Origin of the sequence: Cellulosilyticum sp. I15G10I2 (assembly GCF_900095725.1) — a bacterium.
In the GTDB taxonomy this organism is placed as follows: Bacteria; Bacillota; Clostridia; order Lachnospirales; family Cellulosilyticaceae; genus FMMP01.
This window is the reverse complement of sequence record NZ_FMMP01000028.1, coordinates 18,709-36,694: the sequence shown is the minus strand read 5'-3', so window position 1 is coordinate 36,694 and position 17,986 is coordinate 18,709. Positions and strand designations below refer to the sequence as shown.

The 17,986-nt window shown below is 34.6% G+C and carries 17 protein-coding genes and 1 other annotated feature (1 of these 18 cut by a window edge); of the genes, 14 read left to right on the top strand and 3 right to left on the bottom strand.

Annotated elements, in window-relative coordinates; genetic code table 11:
* Positions 1 to 42: 42 nt before the first annotated feature.
* Complete coding sequence (locus tag BN3326_RS19065; RefSeq protein WP_070000845.1) at positions 43 to 687, top strand: hypothetical protein; 645 nt, start codon at positions 43 to 45, stop codon at positions 685 to 687.
* A 20-nt stretch (positions 688 to 707) separates the two neighbouring features.
* Positions 708 to 1,133 carry a SoxR reducing system RseC family protein gene (locus tag BN3326_RS19060; RefSeq protein WP_070000844.1) on the top strand — a complete coding sequence of 142 codons (426 nt, stop codon included), beginning with the start codon at positions 708 to 710 and terminating at the stop codon, positions 1,131 to 1,133.
* Between the two features lie 25 nt (positions 1,134 to 1,158).
* On the opposite strand, the gene BN3326_RS19055 is transcribed toward BN3326_RS19060, so the two are convergent.
* Entirely contained in the window at positions 1,159 to 2,379 is a 1,221-nt protein-coding gene (locus BN3326_RS19055; RefSeq protein ID WP_070000843.1) for a hypothetical protein, read from the bottom strand.
* A 191-nt stretch (positions 2,380 to 2,570) separates the two neighbouring features.
* On the opposite strand from BN3326_RS19055, the gene BN3326_RS19050 reads away from it, so the two are divergent.
* The 4 genes from BN3326_RS19050 (at position 2,571) to BN3326_RS19035 (ending at position 6,756) form a co-directional block, all read left to right on the top strand.
* On the top strand, positions 2,571 to 3,635 hold the full coding sequence (locus BN3326_RS19050; protein ID WP_070000842.1) for a hypothetical protein: 1,065 nt from the start codon (positions 2,571 to 2,573) through the stop codon (positions 3,633 to 3,635).
* 259 nt (positions 3,636 to 3,894) lie between these two features.
* Positions 3,895 to 4,536, top strand: a complete 642-nt coding sequence (locus BN3326_RS19045) for an undecaprenyl diphosphate synthase family protein (RefSeq protein WP_070000841.1) — start codon at positions 3,895 to 3,897, stop codon at positions 4,534 to 4,536.
* A gap of 208 nt (positions 4,537 to 4,744) precedes the next feature.
* Entirely contained in the window at positions 4,745 to 5,854 is a 1,110-nt protein-coding gene (locus BN3326_RS19040) for an aldo/keto reductase (RefSeq protein WP_070000840.1), read from the top strand.
* A 35-nt stretch (positions 5,855 to 5,889) separates the two neighbouring features.
* Positions 5,890 to 6,756 carry a DegV family protein gene (locus BN3326_RS19035; RefSeq protein ID WP_070000839.1) on the top strand — a complete coding sequence of 289 codons (867 nt, stop codon included), beginning with the start codon at positions 5,890 to 5,892 and terminating at the stop codon, positions 6,754 to 6,756.
* 73 nt (positions 6,757 to 6,829) lie between these two features.
* On the opposite strand, the gene BN3326_RS19030 is transcribed toward BN3326_RS19035, so the two are convergent.
* Both BN3326_RS19030 and BN3326_RS19025 read right to left on the bottom strand, forming a co-directional pair.
* On the bottom strand, positions 6,830 to 7,261 hold the full coding sequence (locus tag BN3326_RS19030; protein ID WP_070000838.1) for a threonine/serine exporter family protein: 432 nt from the start codon (positions 7,259 to 7,261) through the stop codon (positions 6,830 to 6,832).
* The gene (locus BN3326_RS19025; protein WP_070000837.1) at positions 7,258 to 8,040 is read right to left on the bottom strand and encodes a threonine/serine exporter family protein; all 783 of its coding nucleotides are present in this window, start codon (positions 8,038 to 8,040) and stop codon (positions 7,258 to 7,260) included. Before BN3326_RS19025 ends, BN3326_RS19030 begins: the two co-directional genes overlap by 4 nt.
* Positions 8,041 to 8,232: 192 nt before the next feature.
* Here BN3326_RS19025 and iorA point away from each other — a divergent pair, with 192 nt between their 5' ends.
* From iorA to BN3326_RS18985, 8 genes are all read left to right on the top strand, one after another.
* Positions 8,233 to 9,960, top strand: coding sequence for an indolepyruvate ferredoxin oxidoreductase subunit alpha (gene iorA / locus BN3326_RS19020; protein ID WP_070000836.1), 1,728 nt, complete (start codon positions 8,233 to 8,235; stop codon positions 9,958 to 9,960).
* Position 9,961: 1 nt separating this feature from the next.
* The gene (locus BN3326_RS19015) at positions 9,962 to 10,543 is read left to right on the top strand and encodes an indolepyruvate oxidoreductase subunit beta (protein WP_070000835.1); all 582 of its coding nucleotides are present in this window, start codon (positions 9,962 to 9,964) and stop codon (positions 10,541 to 10,543) included.
* A 164-nt stretch (positions 10,544 to 10,707) separates the two neighbouring features.
* The gene (glyA, locus tag BN3326_RS19010) at positions 10,708 to 11,943 is read left to right on the top strand and encodes a serine hydroxymethyltransferase (protein WP_070000834.1); all 1,236 of its coding nucleotides are present in this window, start codon (positions 10,708 to 10,710) and stop codon (positions 11,941 to 11,943) included.
* A gap of 202 nt (positions 11,944 to 12,145) precedes the next feature.
* Entirely contained in the window at positions 12,146 to 12,553 is a 408-nt protein-coding gene (locus tag BN3326_RS19005; protein ID WP_070000833.1) for a hypothetical protein, read from the top strand.
* A 213-nt stretch (positions 12,554 to 12,766) separates the two neighbouring features.
* Positions 12,767 to 14,839, top strand: a complete 2,073-nt coding sequence (gene fusA / locus BN3326_RS19000; protein ID WP_070000832.1) for an elongation factor G — start codon at positions 12,767 to 12,769, stop codon at positions 14,837 to 14,839.
* Between the two features lie 217 nt (positions 14,840 to 15,056).
* The gene (locus BN3326_RS18995; protein WP_070000831.1) at positions 15,057 to 15,812 is read left to right on the top strand and encodes a DUF975 family protein; all 756 of its coding nucleotides are present in this window, start codon (positions 15,057 to 15,059) and stop codon (positions 15,810 to 15,812) included.
* Between the two features lie 204 nt (positions 15,813 to 16,016).
* Complete coding sequence (locus tag BN3326_RS18990) at positions 16,017 to 16,787, top strand: SDR family NAD(P)-dependent oxidoreductase (protein WP_070000830.1); 771 nt, start codon at positions 16,017 to 16,019, stop codon at positions 16,785 to 16,787.
* Between the two features lie 101 nt (positions 16,788 to 16,888).
* Positions 16,889 to 17,836: a DUF4349 domain-containing protein gene (locus BN3326_RS18985; RefSeq protein ID WP_070000829.1), complete on the top strand. Its 948-nt coding sequence runs from the start codon at positions 16,889 to 16,891 to the stop codon at positions 17,834 to 17,836.
* A 72-nt stretch (positions 17,837 to 17,908) separates the two neighbouring features.
* Positions 17,909 to 17,986 (top strand) — a binding site (T-box leader) (it continues 138 nt past the right edge of the window).

Sequence of the window (17,986 nt, the reverse complement as noted above, 5' to 3'; positions counted from 1 at the left end):
ATTATTATGGATATATTTAGTATAATTGAAAGGGTGATAGCGTTGAATAACAAACAAAATATCCTTTTAAACACGGGAATAACCTGTATATTCGCGGGAGTTGTTCTTTTACTATATCTTAATAACTTGCTGCCAGAAAAATATTTTTATGAATATGCAAATTTACTTGCAGGTGTTATTTTTATGATACTATTTGCAAGAACTAAAAATAAAATAATGCTTATGGCTTCTATATTTTTCTTTATAAATGTATCGGTTTTGTTTCTGGGAACACTGCTTAATACCTCGAGTTTATTGGCCCGTATGATTTTAATACCGGGTATTATGCTTTTAGTAGTGTACATAACTAAAAGAAAATCGGTTATTTTAACTGTAGGAGCACTTTTGACCTTTTGGGGGATTTTTGTGTTTATTAAAGAACCATTAGGGATATACGGCTATTATTTTTCAATAGGCTCTTTGATGTTATTTACAGTTTTAGCTTTTCTGTTTATATGGGTAATAGAAAGACAAAACTGGCCTATTTTACCTATTTTAATATTTGGAGTAATGGGCACTTATCTTATAGCTGATTCATTGAGCATCATGGCGAGAAATATTATACTTCAGACAGGATGCATTTTACTTATCTTAATTGGAGTTATATTTATTATAAGAAGTTTATTTAACAGACATTTAGATGACTAACATAGATCAAGGAGAACGATATGCCAATTGGAATAGTAGAAAAGATTGAAGGAGAGTATGCGATTGTTCAGATTAAAAGGCAGGATATGTGCGGAGATTGTCATGCTTGTGATGCTGTCCATGAAGCTAAATCATGTACATTAAAGTGTATTAACAATGTGTCTAGTAAGGTTGGGGATACGGTTGAAATATCTGCAGATAATAAAACTTTTTTAAAAGCTACTTTTATAATGTATGGACTTCCACTGGCTGGGCTAATAGTTGGTATTTTAGTAGGGTATGTTATTTCAGCTTTTATATCACAGATAGATTCTGAGTTGTTGATGATCCTAGGTGCAGTACTAGGTATGATGATGACATTTGTGATCATAAAAAATAGAGATAAGAAAAATAAATATAACAAGATGCTGCCGCATATTATAAGCATAAAAAATAGCACCTACTAAGGTGCTATTTTTTATGCTTATAATATTAAAGTCGGGGAGGCGCATCCCAAATAGTTAATTCTTCCATAAATGCACTCGCAGCAGATTTAACAGAGGAGGATACATTCTCATCTCCTGTGAGTAAAGAAGGCGTAGAGACAGGCGGCTGTTCATATTTTATCTTAAGCATCCGGTTTTCTTCTTTAAGTCTTACATTTTCCTCCATAAGCTTAGCAGTCTGTGAATAAGAATTTTGGGATAGGGTAAGTCCTTCGACTAAGAGTTCAAGTTCAAGAGGCACTTTAGAATCAAGATGAATGTGATCAAAATCAATTGTAAATAACGTATTAATGCGTACTGAATTGGTTACAGAAGCATAAAGTTCTGTACATCTTAATGAGCACTCTTTGTTGGTTATAAAACCATACCTCCCGGTATTATTCTGAATAGAGGTAAGTACTGGAGAGCTAAAAGTATTACCAGAATCTATTGAGAGAAGGGCATAAAGTTTATTATCTTCTAGATAATTAATCCACAAGTAGTCTTTATACCAAAATATAGCAGGGTTTGAAGGCGATAGAGTATGACAAAGTGGTGTGGATAAATTTGTTCCACAGTTATAGTATACGAGCTGATATTTACCGTGTAGTTCTGCCACGTAAGCTAGGTCTATATGGGTTTCGTTAATACAAACAGAAAAGTCACAAATAGGAAGTTTAGAGGTTAGTAAAGTCATTTCTTCTTTTTGGCTGCCGGTTATTTTAAGGCAATTAATAAGGTAATCATCATTTTGTATCATATAAAAAATGTAGATGCTATTTTGATATGAAAAACTTTTTATGCTTTTTAAGGTGTAGTTAGTATCGAGGAGAGTCTCAACGGATGACGCGTTTAAAGTTTGATGAACAATGGCATAAGCGTTAGAGCCAACCCTATTTGATAAGTAAAAGGCATGAAGTTGATTATTAATGCTGTGAATGATTGGATTAGAAAAAGCATATGTCTCTGTTGTGTTTTCAACGAGTGTTTTTTTTGAGTAATGACCATTTTCATAACAAAAATAGAGAATTTGATAGCGAGTAGGCATAGCGATTACGTGCAAGTTGCCTTTAGCATCCATTGTAGCACTATAATCATTACAATTGAGTGTTTGGACTTGTAGGGGGCGTGATGTTCCAGTGTGATTATAAAGCTGACAAAAAATGCCGTACTTAGAGTTGTTGTCTACTACAGAAAAGCTACTATTAAAATTAAGTAAAAAAGACATAGCAAAACCTCCCATTTTTTTAGGGTTCACATAAAGCATAATGATAAAAAATGACTCCTATATAAATATATTTAATAAAAAATAAATTTATACATATATGTCACCAAAAGACCTTATTTTCCATATTATAGTATTGGAAACGACAAATTATGATTCTCATATTTGAAGAATCATACAGGAGGTTTAAAACTATGAGTAAATGTGGTTGTCAGAATGACGTTAAATTTTTCGCTAAACCTAATGCAGGCGTTTGTGACATATGTCATCCTGCTGAAAATAAACTATCACCTTTAGAATCAATTGCAACATGTCCACCAATTGGGGAACCTAGACTTCTTACTTTAATGTCTCCCGTAGTATTTGATGAAAGTGGTATTAACCTTTGCCGCGTAATTTGCCTTAATGAGCTAAAGGATTTGTGCCAAAGTGATAGTCATAAGAAAACAGATGTCCTTTTTGATGGATTATCTAAAAAGGATTTAGAATGTGCATGTAGTATACAGCTACAAGTAGTAGATATTGACTTTAATTTCGTTGATCCAGTTGGAGGAAGATTTTCAGACATCAGACCTACAAAAGGTAATCCTAACTTAAGCCGCATCACTTTAAAAGATATTGATGTTACATTTGCAGTAACATGTTTAGATGCTTGCTGTAAGGTATTGGCACAAGGTATGATGACTGTTAGATATTTAGGCGATGAATGTGAATGTGGATTCGATCCATGTACAAATCCAGCAGCAGTAACATTTGACCTATACACACCTTATGGTGTATCTTATGCACCTGAAAATCCATGTGGATGCAATAAACTTGTTCCAACTATTAACTATATAGGTTTTGTTTCAAGCCAAGGCAATAAAAAAGTTGAGTGCTGTCATGATTCAAAAGCATGTTTTAAATTTGATGTGAATAATACAATTCAACAAGGGGTTTCAGCACAAGCGCTCGCAAAAGTAGTCGCACAAGATGAGAATTGTTTTGCAATTGGTCTTACACTTTATATTAAGTCCATATACTTCGTACAGTACAAATTCCAACACTGTGGATTAACTATACCACCAAAACTATCTCCAATTGCAGAAGAAGAAGATAACAGATGTCTAGAATTTGTATGTGGTGACTTGCTAGAACCAAGTATTCAGCCTCTAGAAGTAGGAACAGATGCAAAAACTACTAGACCAGTTGATGTATGCCCACCAAAATCATGCAGTTGTAACAAATGTGGCTGTAACAAATGCAAATGCAAAGGTTAAACAATTAAGTGACATAAAATAGACTTGCAATAAGCTAAAAATAGACAAAAAAATAAGCAGAAGAATGAGCGGAGGCAATTTGCCTCTGCTTATTTTTATGAAATAGCTTATAGAGAGCATTATAAAGGCTTTAAATAATCATTTAGCTTTACAAGCCTTTCAAAATATATTATAAATAAGTTTTAAGCCTTTAAAAAAATAATTATAAAGTGACTAGTTCATTTATAACTTGTAAATACTTAACAAAAGAGGTGATATGATGAGAGTACCGAGTCATATAGGTATTATTCCTGATGGTAATAGAAGATGGGCCGAAGATCAGGGGATGACAAAAGATAAGGGGTATAATTTAGGGATAGATCCAGGGCTTGAGGCTTTTAGGCTCTGTAAACAAGCGGGTGTTAAAGAAGTTACATATTATGGGTTTACGACTGATAACACCAAAAGACCTGCTATACAAAGACAGGCTTTTACCCAAGCTTGTATAGATGCTGTTAACTTGCTTGCAGCTCAAGATGCAGAACTTTTAGTAGTAGGCAATAGTGAGTCAAGCATGTTTCCCAAAGAGCTGATTCCCTATACGACTAGAAAAAAAATAGGAAAAGGCGGTATTCGTGTTAACTTCTTAGTTAATTATGGATGGGAATGGGATATTCAAGATATCAGCAACCAAACGCGTAATAGAAAGCAGATTAACGAGCAAATTAAGTCGAGCGATATATCACGTATAGACCTTATTATTAGATGGGGTGGAAGAAGAAGATTGAGTGGTTTTTTACCTATACAGTCTGTGTATGCAGATTTTTATGTAATAGAGGACTATTGGCCTAGCTTTAAAGAAGAGCATTTTTATGATGCACTTAATTGGTATGCCCAGCAGGATATAACACTTGGGGGATAATTAGATTGAATTGATTTTCCCGCAATAAACTTATGTAGGTAAGTATATAAGAAGATAGGATACTATTGAGTGGTATCCTATCTTTTTATATTATCGGTAGATCTATTCTAATAGCTGAAGAAATCTAGATAAATGTTTTAAAATCTTAAAGAAGATTATAGAAAAATATATCAATATATACTATAGTAAAGAGAGAGGAGGGAGAGCCATGATTTATCGACAATATGGACAAACAGACAAAGAGGTTTCCATCATAGGATTTGGTGGTATGAGATTTTTAGAGGAAGACTTTCAAGAGGGAAACTATGAAAAGTGTGCAGAACTTATAAACTATGCACGAGAAAAAGGAATCAATTATTTTGATACTGCGCCTTTGTATTGTGATGACCAAAGTGAGAAAATACTGGGGTATGCTTTTTCGCAAATGAAAAAAGATTTTTTTGTTGCCACTAAAACATCTACCCATGTAACGGGGGATAAGACAAGTGATGATGTTCTTAGACGGATAGAAACATCTCTTTCGCGTCTAAAAATAGATAAAATTAACTTTATGCACTTATGGTGTGTTTTAGATTATGATATGTTTGAAAGATATACCCAAAAAGGAGGCCTATTTGAAGGGTTTTTAAAGGCTAAGGCACGTGGACTTGTTGAGCATATAGCCCTTTCTACTCATGCGAGTGGAGAGGATATTGAGAAAATGTTAGAAACGGAGCTTTTTGAGGGTGTTTTGTTGGGGTATAATGCTACTAATTTTGCTTTTCGTGAAAAAGGTTTAGAGGCAGCAAAACGTCTTAAGCGTGCAGTTGTGACGATGAACCCTCTAGGCGGAGGCCTTATTCCACAGCGAGCAGACTACTATGCTTTTTTAAAACAGAATGCTGAAGATACAGTAGCAAAAGCTGCTATTCGTTTTAATGCGTCACATCCAGAGATAACAGTTACACTTTGTGGGTTTTCAAATAAAGAGCAAGTAGACGAAGCTTGTGAAGCAATTAAAGACTTAAAACCTATAACAGATGCTGAGAAATTGCAAATCAAATCTCATCTTAAGGCCTCACTGAACAATGTCTGTACAGGCTGTGGATATTGCGATGATTGTCCAAAAGGTATAGCTATTCCTAAGTTGATGGATGCATATAATCAGTACATTATTACAGATAAAGAAGAGGATATTTTAAGACGTATTAAAAATCATTGGCAGATCAAAGCGGAAAAAGGGGGAGCGCTGCAGTGCACAGCCTGTGGTAAGTGTGAACGTGCTTGTACGCAAAAGCTTCCTATTATAGAAAGACTTCGTGAAATATCAGCTTTATAGTAAGTAAAAAAAATTATATTCAAAGGAGTGAAATGATGCGTACTATATTAATTACAGATTCATGTTGTGATTTGCCTTATCACTATACTAAAGAGAATAACATCATTGTATTACCGCTTACGGTACATCTTAAAGATAAAGAAATTAAGGATGAATTAGGTAAAGATAATAAATACAGGGCTTTTTATGATCTTATTCTTTCAGGGGAGATGCCCACTACTTCACAAATTAATGCATATACTTTTAAAGAAGAATTTGAAAAGCATATCAAAGAAGGTCACAATGTTATTTATATAGGCTTCTCATCTGCATTAAGCGGATGTGTCAATAGCGCCTATTTAGCGGTAGAAGAGTTACGGGAGGAAATGGAAGACGTACCTGTAACTGTCGTTGATAGTAAAGCTGCTTCTTTAGGCGTTGGACTATTAGTATACTATGCGAATGAATTTCTAAAACAAGGAAAAAGTAAGGACTTTGTAGTAGCCTGGTTAGAGGAAAACAAATTAAAAGTAAACCATTGGTTCACAGTAGAAGACTTAAACCATCTTTATAGAGGGGGCCGGGTATCAAAAACAGCTGCTGCAATTGGTACAATACTTAGTATTAAACCGATCATGAATGTTAATGATGAAGGAAAATTAACCCCAGTTTTTAAAGCTAAAGGGAGAAAAAAATCTCTAAATATACTTCTAGAGCAGACTAAATTAAATATTGTAAACCCAAAAGAGCAGATAGTTTTTATAAGTCATGGGGGTTGCGAGGATGAGGTAGCAGGCCTTATAGCGTCTATAAAGGAAGAGTTAAAAGTTAAAGATGTGATGATTAACCCAATAGGGGCAGCCATAGGTTCTCATGCAGGTCCTGGGACTGTAGCAATCTTTTGCTTAGGAGAAAAGCGATAATTTTAAAATAATAAGGCAAGCACCTAGGTGCTTGCCTTATTATTTTAAAGATGCGGAGCTGGATGATAATAAGCTATTTAGATGAGGCTCTTTTTCTCCAGACAAGCGGCAATAGTGAGATAATAACAATGGCACCAGCTATTACACCAGCTATCTCAAAAGTAAGCATGGCATACTCAATAGCAGCCGTATAATCTGCCATCATAAGAGAATACATAGTACGGTATAGTGCAAGACCAGGGACAAGAGGGATAATGCCTGCTATTAGAAACACTGTAATAGGTGTTCTGAGTTTTTTTGCAAGAATATAGGAAAGCTGAGTGACTAAAAGACTTGCTAAAAAAGTAGACAAAACACTCGTAAAACCTCTATTTTCTCCTAAGAGATAGATACACCAGCCAAGGGCTCCTACGGTTCCACAAATAAGAAGATGTTTTCTTAGAACATGAAATAATATTGAAAAACCAATTGTTGAAATAAATGCACTTAAAATGCTAAGTATCATAGTAGTCCTCCTATTTTAAAACCGATACTCAAGGAAATGCCTATTCCAGCAGCTAAAGAAATGGCAATAAGAAGTGCTTCAACCCCACGAGATATGCCTGATAAAAGCTCATCTCCTATAGCATCACGCACAGCATTAGTAAAGGCAACACCAGGGAGAAGTGGGAAAATACAACCTGTTACAATAGGTTCTATATGAATGCGATCACCTAAAATATAATAACAGCCCATTACGCTAAAACCTATAAAAAGTGAACAGATAAAAAGTACGAAATAACTTACTATATACTTTTTGCGAAGCGTATGATGAATGGTTCCTATTAAAATACCTATAGGAAAAGTAAGCAAAAAATCTAGAAAATTCCCTTTAAACATAATTGCAAAAAATGAGCTGCTTATGCCTAGCCATAAAATAACTACTAAGGGAGAATAAGTTGTCATATTTTCTATTTGTGTAAGTTGATGGGAAGCTTCATCAAAGGAGATACTTCCTAATACATAATCTCTCGATAGTTGATTAATAAGCTCAATACGGTCAAGGCGTATTGAGCGGTTTTTAACACGACATACTTTGGTGCATATAGAAAAGTCCGGATCATCTATTGTAACAATAATACCAGTGGGGATAACAAAAGTATCAACAAAACGATAATGATGAGCTTGCAGAATCCTGGTAATAGTATCTTCGACACGATAAGTTTCGGCACCGCTCTTTAACATAAGTTCACCAGCTTTTACGGCAAAATTCAATAGATATTCATGGGAATAAGTTGTATTCATAATAGACCTCTTTGTTATAACATTTTTATTAGTATACTCTTATTATATTTTTGTGTAAAGCTATGTATATAGAATAAAGAATTGTATTAAATATACTAAATTTTAGATAAATACTTGAAAAATAAAGAATAGTGATGATATTATGGAAATGAGTTGCAATTTATTGCGTTAAATCTAAGAGGGAGGCTTTCGATGAAAAAATTAATGCTTGGAAATGAAGCGATTGCTAGGGGGGCGTATGAGTCAGGAGTTACAGTTGCTGCTGCTTATCCGGGGACACCAAGTACGGAAATTACAGAAATTATTGCAAGATATGATGATATATATGCGGAATGGGCACCTAATGAAAAAGTTGCACTGGAAGTAGCGATAGGAAGTTGTTTTGGGGGAGCAAGGTCTGTTGCTGCAATGAAACATGTTGGACTAAATGTTGCAGCGGATCCGCTTTTTACAGCTGCCTATACTGGTGTTAATGCAGGACTTGTGGTTTTGGTAGCTGATGATCCTGGGATGCATAGTTCGCAAAATGAGCAAGATACAAGGCTTATTGCAAGAGCTGCTAATGTTCCAGTGCTGGAGCCAGCTGATAGTATGGAATGTAAAGAGTATGTAAAAATAGGCATGGAACTTAGTGAAAAGTATGATACGCCAATTATTATAAGACTCACAACAAGGGTTTCTCACTCTCAAGGCATTGTTGAACTTAATGATAGGCAGAAGACAGAGCTTAAGCCTTATAAAAAAGATATTGGTAAATATGTTATGACGCCAGCTAATGCAAGAGTCAGACACAAGGTTGTAGAAGAGAGAATGAATAGACTTGCTGGTGACATAAAAACACTTGGGCTTTATAAACTTGAAGAGACAAACAGCAAGATAGGCATTATTACAAGCGGAATATGTTATCAATATGTTAAAGAATCTGGAACAGATGCTAGTATATTAAAACTAGATATGGTTAATCCATTGCCTCTTGATATTATAAATGAATTTGCAAGTAAAGTTGAAAAATTATACATAGTTGAAGAACTCGAGCCTTTTATAGAAGAACAAGTGCGATCACTTGGAATAAAGGCGGAAGGAAAAACATTATTTAGCAGACAAGGAGAGATTACTGTTAGACAGATTAAAACAGTTCTTGGGATGAATACTGAAGAAGTCACCGCCGCATTGCCGCTGCCTGTAAGGCCTCCAGTCCTCTGTCCAGGATGTCCGCATCGTAGTGTTTATGCAGTCCTTAGAAAATTAAAGCTTAAGGTAATGGGGGATATTGGGTGCTATACATTAGGTTCGATGCCGCCCCATCTTGCTATGGATGCTTGTATCTGTATGGGAGCAAGTATTGGAATGACTCATGGGATGGAAAAGGCCAAAGGCAGAACGTTTGCAAAAAATGTAGTAGGCATTATAGGTGACTCGACATTTATTCACTCAGGCATTACGGGTCTTATGGATGTAGTTTATAATAAAGGGATGTCAACTATTATTATAGCTGATAATGCCACAACGGGGATGACTGGACATCAAGAACATCCAGCTACTGGCAAAACCTTAAAAGGGGAGAGCGCGTATGCTGTTGACTTAGAAGTATTATGCAAGGCTATTGGGGTTCCCAATGTCGTTGTGGTAGATGCTTATGATATGAAGGCAGTAGAAAAAGCTCTAAAAGAAGAAATTCTAAAAGATGAGCCTTCTGTAATTATTACGAAAGCTCCCTGCAAACTGCTTATTAAAGAAAAATGGGATATTTACCAAATAGTTGAAGAGGCGTGTTCAAATTGCGGATTATGTTCAAGTCTTGGCTGCCCGGCTCTTCAAAAAGGAGAAAGCTCAGCAAGTATCAATGAAGCTTTGTGTGCGGGCTGTGGATTGTGTGAATCAGTATGCAAAAAAGGCGCTATCGGCAAAGGGGGGAATTAAGATGACAAAAAATATACTTATTGCAGGTGTTGGAGGACAAGGGACACTCCTTACGGGGCGTATTATTGGAAATTATGCCATGTCAAAAGGGTATGATGTAAAGATGTCAGAGGTACATGGGATGGCACAACGTGGGGGAAGTGTTGTGATGCAAGTGAGGTATGGTAAAAAGGTATATTCACCTCTTGTTGAACTAGGACAGGCGGATATCATATTTGCTTTTGAAAAATTAGAAGCACTAAGGTATATGCCATATCTTAAAAAAGAGGGCGTCATGATTGTTAATACACAGCAGATTGATCCAATGCCAGTTGTAATGGGGTTAGCGAAGTATCCAGAAAACATACTAGAACAAATAAAAGCAAGTTGTGAGCGGACTTGTTGTATAGATGCACTGGTAATAGCTAAGGCTATAGGCAATGTAAAAGTGGTTAATATGATTATGATAGGTGCTTATGCCGCCTATGTCGGAGACACTCTGGAAGAATGGGAAATAATTGTTGAAAAAACAGTTCCTAAACACACTATAGAGATGAATAAAGAAGCATTAAGAAAAGGATATGATGCTTATTTGAAGAAATAATGAACCTTTTATCTTTATATGTTGAAAATGTTCGAAAAAAAACTATACATTTTTAGCTAAATATATTATTATAATAATAATTAGAGATTATTATAGCATAATAGAAAAAATATTATTTATAATAATATAATGAATAGACATACAATATAAGGATGGTGTAAAACATGTATTCTTTAGAAGAATTATACGGCGTAGACCGTGAAATAGCAGATCTGATTGTAGAAGAAACGAATAGACAAACAAATAAAATTGAACTGATAGCTTCAGAAAATTTTGTATCTAAAGCTGTTATGGCAGCAATGGGAAGTCCACTTACTAATAAATATGCAGAGGGTTATCCAGGGAAACGTTACTATGGTGGCTGCGAAGTAGTAGACAAAATTGAAGACTTAGCAAGAGAACGTGCTAAAAAGCTTTTTGGAGCGGAACATGCTAATGTACAGCCTAACTCAGGATCACAAGCTAACCAAGCGGTATTTTTCGCAGTACTTAAGCCTGGAGATACGGTTATGGGGATGAATCTTAGTCATGGGGGACATTTAACACATGGCAGTCCTGTTAACATATCAGGTAAACATTACAATGTTGTTTCTTATGAAGTAAATGCAAAGACAGAGCAAATAGACTATGATAATATCAGAGAACTTGCGCTCGAACACAAACCTAAAATGATTATTGCTGGTGCAAGTGCTTATGCAAGAACGATAGATTTTGCAAGGTTCAGAGAAATAGCAGATGAAGTAGGCGCATATCTTATGGTAGATATGGCACATATTGCGGGACTCATAGCTGCTGGCCTTCATCCAAATCCTATTCCTTATGCACATTTTGTAACAACAACTACTCATAAAACTTTAAGAGGTCCAAGGGGTGGTATGATACTTTGTACATCAGAATTCGCACAGGCTGTTGATAAAGCTATATTCCCTGGTATTCAAGGGGGGCCGCTTATGCACGTGATTGCAGCAAAGGCTGTAAGTTTTAAAGAAGCGCTTGAAGATGATTTTAAAACTTATCAAAAGCAAATTATTAGAAATGCAGAGGCACTGGCTCAGGCACTTATGAAAAGAGATCTTCGTATCGTATCAGGTGGTACAGATACACATCTTATGAGCGTAGATGTAAGAAATATGAATATAACAGGCAAACAAGCAGAAAATATGCTTGATGAAATAGGCGTTACTTGTAATAAAAATACTATACCTTTTGATCCTGCATCTCCTTTTATTACAAGTGGTATTAGGCTAGGAACGCCAGCTGTTACAACAAGAGGGATGAAAGAAGAAGATATGGATGAAATAGCTGATATTATTTATCTCACTCTTAGCGATTTTGAAAAAAATAGAAAAGAATGTGAACAAAGAGTTGCTAAGTTATTAGATAAATACCCACTTTACTAAAAATAAAAAATATTACTAAACATTACTTGTCAAAACAAGTAATGTTTTTTTATTGTATTCTTAAAAGAACCTAAAATGTACCAAGGTTTTAAGAAAATTAATTAGAGAAAACTTCTAATGTAAAATGATTGGTAAAATGGTATAATGAGTCAACTCAAAAAAGAAGGTAGAAAGAGGGGAAAATGTTGAAGGGAGGGTTGAGATGACGCAGTTAAAAGAACTTTATCTTACGCTGGAAACAGAAAATAAATACAATGATCTGGATGAAATGGTAATACTTACTCAAATATTAGAAATGAGGGCAGGATCTGTAGAATCAGTTATTTCTAATATAATTAATCAAGCGGTTCTTACACATATGAATTTGAATATTGATTCAACTATAATGCAAATGTTAGTTTTAAATGACTATCTTATTAATTCATTTATTAAAAACTTTGATAGATTGATGCATAACTATATAATTTGCTATTTGGAGTCGCAGGGGATTGAGGGCATACAAGGGCAAGATATACAAACTATTAATAGCATAGTAAGTGGAATTGATATGAAAACAGAGTTAGAAACATTAATACACTTAGTTAATAAGCAGTGGCACCTAATAAAATGAATAGGAATGAATAGGAATAAATAAAAAAGACAAATAATATAGTAAATATTATTTGTCTTTTTTATAGCTTATTTCAACTATTTAGATAATTTAAATCTTTTTTATATGATAAATGTATAAAAATAAAATATAAAAGAAGGATAAATTATTGATAATATAGAATTATTAAGATAAGAGGTACAAATAATTATATCATCTGGAGGAGGTAATTATATGAAATTATATGAAACAAAATTCATTCGGAACATTGCACTGCTAGGACATGGTGGTGCAGGAAAAACGACCTTGGCAGAAGCAATGTTATATACAGCGGGTATGACAAATAGACTAGGAAAGGTTAATGCAGGTAATACTGTAAGTGATTTTGATCCAGAGGAAATTAAACGTAAAATTTCGATTAGAACATCACTGATTCCTGTAGAATGGAAAGATTATAAACTCAATATATTAGATACTCCAGGATATTTTGATTTTGCAGGCGGGGTAAAAGAAGCGATGAGTGTGGCAGATAGTGCACTTATTATAATAAAAGGTACAGCAGGGGTGGAAGTAGGTACTGAAAAGGCTTGGGAATATGCTGCAGCTGCTGATGTACCTAAAATGATGTTTATTACAGAAATGGATGCTGAAAATGTTGATATTGAAGCGATACTTACCGAATGCAAGGAAAAATTCGGAATGAGTATTGCACCCGTTCAAGTACCTTGGTATGAGGGAAGTAAGTTTGTAGGCTATGTACACGTTCTTAAAATGCTAGGACGAAGATTTGATGGCAGTAAAGTTGTAACATGCCCTATACCAGAAGAACTACAGGAAAAAATAGCACCTATCCGAACAATGATTCTAGAAGCAGTGGCTGAAACAGATGAAGTACTTATGGAAAAGTATTTTGCAGAAGAAGAAATTACACTTGAAGAAATCCAGGCTGCATTTAAAAAGGGTGTTATGGAAAAACAAATTGTGCCCGTACTTTGTGGCAGTTCTGTAAATAGTACAGGAATATCAGTGCTAATGGATACCATGATATCTTTATTCCCATCCCCGGACGAAGGTAATAAAGATATGGCTGTTCAAATGACTACTAATGAGAAATTAGAAATTACTTGTACTAATAGTCAAAAAACATCTTTATTTATCTTTAAAACAATTGTAGATCCCTTCATCGGAAAATTCTCTTTATTTAAAGTTAAGACGGGAACAGTAAGTACAGATGATATGCTTCTTAATACTCGGACAGAAGAAATGGAAAAACTATCTCATCTTTATGTACTTGTAGGTAAAGAACAAAAAGAAGTAGGAAAACTTTATGCAGGTGATATTGGCGCAGTCGCTAAGCTTAAAACCCCTAAAACGTCAGATACATTATCTGATAAAACATTACCAATTATATTTAATGCTGTAGACTTTCCGAAACCTTATGTTAAAATGGCAATATTCCCAATGGGTAAGGGAGATGAAGAAAAGATGTCGAGTGCTCTTGGCAAGCTTATGTCAGAGGACCCAACATTTTATATAGAATATGATAAAGAAACACATGAGACGGTTATTTATGGACTAGGTCAGCAACAACTTGATATTATAGTGAGTATGCTTAAATCTAAATTTAAGGTAGATGTTTATCTAGAAAATCCAACAACAAGATATAGAGAAACGATAAAAGGAAAGATTAATATTAGAGGAAAGCACAAAAAACAATCAGGCGGACATGGTCAATATGGAGATGTTGTTATGGAGTTTCAGCCATCTGGGGATTTAGAACTTCCCTATGTATTTGAAGAAAAAATATTTGGAGGCGCGGTACCAAGACAATACTTCCCGGCGGTTGAAAAGGGTCTTGAAGAATGTATCGGTAAAGGAGTACTTGCGGGTTATCCAGTCGTAGGACTCAAAGCAGTGTTGTTAGATGGTTCTTATCATCCGGTTGATTCCTCAGAAATGGCATTTAAGATGGCGACTACAATTGCATTTAAAGAAGGGTTGGTAAAAGCTCAGCCCACTATTCTTGAACCTATTGCACATGTTGAAATAACAACACCTGAAGAATATACAGGTGATATTATGGGGGATATGAAAAAGCGCAGAGGACGTATGATTGGCATGGAAATCAAAGGTCAAAAACAAGTTATAGTAGCAGAAGTTCCTATGGCAGAACTCTATACGTATGCAACTGATGTACGTTCAATGACGCAAGGTAGGGGAGATATTTATTACCGATTTGAAAAATATGAAGAGGCACCAGTAGATGTTCAGCAGAAAGTTATAGCTGCTAGAAAAGAAATGGCATAAGTAGATTATTAAAATAATACTTTAATAAGAGAGATTATATCATCACTATATTATGAGGATATAATCTCTCTTAGGGTGAATGCTTTTAGAAAAAAGAGATCAAGGGATTTTTGAAAAACAAGGGGACAATGAGTAAAAATAAAAATGTTACATTTGAAAAATGGTATATAGATTAATAATTTTGAATATGTTAAACTATATGTAAGGAGGGGTAGATATGTGGACACGGGAAGAACTTAAGGAAAGAGCTAAGATAGTGCTTAAAAGATCGTATTGGAAAGCACTCTTGGTCAGTTTTATTTTAGCATTGGTATCAGGTGGTTTTTCCAGTATAACTCAAAGATTTAACCAGAGGGATGATGGCAGAGTCTTTATTGAAAAACAAATAAGAGGTGGCAATATAAGTTGGGACTGGGTTGGACCTGCTATTTTAATAGCTATTATAGCAGGGCTTGGCTTTTTTATTATTAGTTTAGCTTTTAGTATATTTTTAGCTAATCCCTTAGAGGTAGGTGCTAGAAGGTTTTTTATGAGCCTGACTATAGAAGATGCACAAGTTGATTTATTGGGGTATGGTTTTAAAAATGGCAGATACATGAATGTTATTAAAACAATGTTTTATACAAATCTTTTAATCTTTTTATGGAGTCTGCTGCTTGTTATTCCAGGGATTATAAAAGGATATGCTTATAGCATGGTTCCGTATATTTTAGCAGATAATCCTGAAATTGATTATAAAAGAGCTGTCGCGTTAAGCAACCAAATGACTATGGGAGAGAAAGCTAATATATGGGTATTAGATTTATCTTTTATTGGATGGTATTTATTAGGTGCATTAGCCTGTGGCGTAGGAATCTTATTTGTACACCCCTATGTTAATGCAACCAAGGCAGAGTTATATATTACATTAAGAAGAAGAGCATTACAAAATAGATTGATTCAAGATGGAGAATTAAACAACACTTCAACTTAATTACTCTATGTAATCCAAATAGAGGATACTTATAAAAAGCAACACCTCAAAATAAAATGAGATGTTGCTTTTTTATAAGTATAGAAGTTATGTTATAGTACTATTTAAATAGAAGTTATAAAAAATATTTGATGAATTTTCAGAAAAAACATATAATGATATTATAAAACATCATTAAGTTTAATAGAGTTAGGAGAAGAACTAATGCCTAAAGATTATACAGTGCTTATAACAGGCGCTTCAAGTGGAATTGGACGTGAACTTGCTAAGTTATTTGCAGAAAAAGGTTATAATCTCATTTTAGTAGCCAGAAATATGTATAAGCTTGACGTTTTAAAACATGAGCTGGGAATTAAAAGAAGAGATATTAAGATTGATATCATTCAGGAAGAGTTAGCACAAATAGGGGCAGGACAAGCAGTATTTGAAAAGGTTAAAAGAATGGGTATTGAAATAGATATACTTATTAATAATGCAGGCGCTGGATATGTAGGTGCGTTTCAAGATAAAGTATTTGAAGAAGATCTTAAATTGATACAGCTTAATATAATAGCTTTAACAGAACTTACTAAGCTCTTTGGCGCGGAAATGGTAAAACGCAAACAAGGCAAGATTCTTAATGTAGCCTCAACTGGATCATATCATTCTGGTCCCTATACAGCTGTTTATTATGCAACTAAGGCTTATGTGTTATCACTATCAGAGGCACTGCAGATAGAACTTAAACCATTTGGCATCACAGTGTCAGCTCTTTGTCCCGGAGCAACCCAAACAGAATTTTCAAAAAAAGCGGGCAAAAAAGATGCAAAATTTGCAATGGGGGCTAAGGAAGTAGCGCAGGTAGCTTTTAAAGGATTGATGAAGCGCAAGACGATAATTATTCCAGGGCTTGGGAATAAATTATTTGTAAAAATACCCCGAGGTTGGGCGAGCCAAATAGTAGCGAAGTATCAAAAATCTTTGTATCTGAAGTGATCTAAAGTAATGTAAATAGACTTACACTGGAACAAATAACTTACTAGAAACGTCTTAATAAAAAAGATAATGAATAATAGATCATGAAAGGGGAGAAAGAAATGAAGAATAAAGTTCTAATTAAAATTTTGCAAGTCATGGTAGCAGCTGTTTTGGTATTTAGTCTATATGGGTGTGGGGCTCAAAAGTCAGCAAGATCAGAGACTTCTACTGCAAATCAAGCAGCAAAGTCAGAAGGTATGATGATGGATACTGCAACAGGGACAGCTGTTAGAGAAGAGGTAGCAAGACCTGAAAGTCCCAATGTTAATACAGATGTGGGATATAACCGTAAAATGATTAAAACGGGAGAACTTCAATTGCAGACTAAAGATTTTAAAAAAAGTGTAGAAGATATCGTTGCGAAGGTACAGAGCTTGGAGGGGTATGTAGAAAATTCGAATATACAGGGGAGTAACTTCTATAATAACTATCAGAATACAAGAAGTGCATCTCTCGTTGTGCGTATTCCTCAAAAACACTTTGATGCTTTTATTAATCAGTCAAGTGAATTTGGAAATGTTGTTTATACAACGTCTAACAGCACAGACATTACAAGTGAATATGTGGATACGGAAATACGGCTTAAGTCTTTAAAAACAAGACATGAAAGATTATTAGTCCTTCTAGAACAAACAGGCTCACTTAAAGACCTTTTTACAATAGAACAAGAACTGGGTCAGGTAACTTATGAAATTGAAAAGTTAAGTGGTACTTTGCAGCAATATGATCAGTTGGTAGATATGAGTACAATTAATATATCTATTGAAGAGGTCTTTAAAATTGAAGAGTCTAGACCTATTATTACTTTTGGCGATAAAATAAATGATACATTTAAAGAATCTATAAAAGGGCTTAAGCGTTTATTAGAAGGCTTTGTATTAATAATAGTAGCTGTTATACCGTTTTTAATTCTTATCGTACCTAGTGCAATTATAATAATCGTTCTTAGTAAAAGGTTTAAAAAAAATAGCAAAGTCAAAGCTCAGCGCTCAGAAGAAGATAAATAATAAAGGAATTGTATTTAGGCGTTGATTTTCTAGCGCGTATATGATAAAATTTGCTATGAAAAATCAAATATTTTAAATACAATGATGCGAAGTAGTAGTATAAGGCGTTTTTTAAGAGAGCTGCTGGGTGGTGTAAAGCAGTAAAACAAT

What these genes read in the sequence shown, in the direction of transcription:
- glyA (WP_070000834.1), top strand. Translation starts at nt 10,708, where the DNA reads ATGTATTCTTTAGAAGAATTATACGGCGTAGACCGTGAAATAGCAGAT.
- BN3326_RS18995 (WP_070000831.1), top strand. Translation starts at nt 15,057, where the DNA reads ATGTGGACACGGGAAGAACTTAAGGAAAGAGCTAAGATAGTGCTTAAA.
- BN3326_RS19055 (WP_070000843.1), bottom strand. Translation starts at nt 2,379, where the DNA reads ATGTCTTTTTTACTTAATTTTAATAGTAGCTTTTCTGTAGTAGACAAC.
- BN3326_RS18985 (WP_070000829.1), top strand. Translation starts at nt 16,889, where the DNA reads ATGAAGAATAAAGTTCTAATTAAAATTTTGCAAGTCATGGTAGCAGCT.
- BN3326_RS19040 (WP_070000840.1), top strand. Translation starts at nt 4,745, where the DNA reads ATGATTTATCGACAATATGGACAAACAGACAAAGAGGTTTCCATCATA.
- fusA (WP_070000832.1), top strand. Translation starts at nt 12,767, where the DNA reads ATGAAATTATATGAAACAAAATTCATTCGGAACATTGCACTGCTAGGA.
- BN3326_RS19015 (WP_070000835.1), top strand. Translation starts at nt 9,962, where the DNA reads ATGACAAAAAATATACTTATTGCAGGTGTTGGAGGACAAGGGACACTC.
- BN3326_RS19025 (WP_070000837.1), bottom strand. Translation starts at nt 8,040, where the DNA reads ATGAATACAACTTATTCCCATGAATATCTATTGAATTTTGCCGTAAAA.
- BN3326_RS19035 (WP_070000839.1), top strand. Translation starts at nt 5,890, where the DNA reads ATGCGTACTATATTAATTACAGATTCATGTTGTGATTTGCCTTATCAC.
- BN3326_RS19045 (WP_070000841.1), top strand. Translation starts at nt 3,895, where the DNA reads ATGAGAGTACCGAGTCATATAGGTATTATTCCTGATGGTAATAGAAGA.
- BN3326_RS19050 (WP_070000842.1), top strand. Translation starts at nt 2,571, where the DNA reads ATGAGTAAATGTGGTTGTCAGAATGACGTTAAATTTTTCGCTAAACCT.
- BN3326_RS19060 (WP_070000844.1), top strand. Translation starts at nt 708, where the DNA reads ATGCCAATTGGAATAGTAGAAAAGATTGAAGGAGAGTATGCGATTGTT.
- BN3326_RS19005 (WP_070000833.1), top strand. Translation starts at nt 12,146, where the DNA reads ATGACGCAGTTAAAAGAACTTTATCTTACGCTGGAAACAGAAAATAAA.
- iorA (WP_070000836.1), top strand. Translation starts at nt 8,233, where the DNA reads ATGAAAAAATTAATGCTTGGAAATGAAGCGATTGCTAGGGGGGCGTAT.
- BN3326_RS19030 (WP_070000838.1), bottom strand. Translation starts at nt 7,261, where the DNA reads ATGATACTTAGCATTTTAAGTGCATTTATTTCAACAATTGGTTTTTCA.
- BN3326_RS18990 (WP_070000830.1), top strand. Translation starts at nt 16,017, where the DNA reads ATGCCTAAAGATTATACAGTGCTTATAACAGGCGCTTCAAGTGGAATT.